At 45.1% G+C, this 907-nt stretch carries 1 protein-coding gene; it reads left to right on the top strand.

The window, feature by feature from the left end:
- Positions 1 to 890 (top strand): signal peptide peptidase SppA (sppA, locus tag HP456_RS24405; protein WP_172255846.1); only part of this gene is annotated, 890 nt, incomplete at its 5' end.
- Between the last annotated feature and the right edge of the window lie 17 nt (positions 891 to 907).

The following is a 907-nucleotide window of genomic DNA, read 5'->3' as shown; positions in this document are numbered from 1 at the left end:
TTGGCAGTACGGAACAAGCTTTCGGTGAAGAAATCATTGAGGATGGGAACATGCAGAAGAGAATAGCGGTCCTTGAAGTGGATGGGGTCATCCAGGATACAGGAGATGCAGCATCCATGTTTCAAAGTCCCGGCTATAACCATGAACTATTCATGGATAAACTGGATGAAGTCCAGAAAGATGACTCGGTAAGAGGGATTGTCCTTAAAGTGAACTCACCTGGCGGAGGAGTAGTGGAGAGTGCCCAGATCCACTCCAAGCTGGTTGAAATCATAGAGAAATCGAAAAAGCCCGTTTATGTTTCAATGGGAAGCATGGCGGCTTCGGGAGGATATTACATATCAGCACCGGCAACAAAGATTTTTGCAAGTCAGGAGACGTTAACCGGTTCCCTGGGTGTAATCATGCAGAGCATCAATTACTCTGAGCTTGCTGAAAAGTACGGTGTCGATTTCGTCACGATCAAGAGCGGACCTTATAAGGATATCATGAGTCCAACGAGGGAAATGACAGAGGAAGAAAGAAAAATCCTGCAGACGATGATCGATAATTCATATGAAGGATTCGTGGATGTAATCGCAAGCGGCCGTGACATGTCTGAAGCGCAAGTGAAAAAGATTGCCGACGGAAGAATCTATGACGGCCAGCAAGCGAAAGATGTGAACTTGATCGATGATTTCGGGTATGTGGAAGATGTCATCGCTGCTATGAAAAAAGATTACAAGTTGAAAGGCGCACAAGTATTTGAATATTCGAGCGGCGATCCATTCTCGGAATTCTTCAGTATGAGTGCCAAGAAGATGATCGGAAAGGATTTTGAAGCGACAGCACTCATGAAACTTCTGTCGCAGCCGAATTCCCCAAGATTGATGTACTTATATTCTGAGTGAGGAAGGTGAATGAAGTG

This window comes from Bacillus haikouensis (assembly GCF_013179555.1).
GTDB lineage: Bacteria > Bacillota > Bacilli > Bacillales > Bacillaceae_B > Rossellomorea > Rossellomorea haikouensis_A.
Note: the sequence above shows the minus strand (reverse complement) of the source record. Positions and strands in the feature narration are given on the sequence as shown.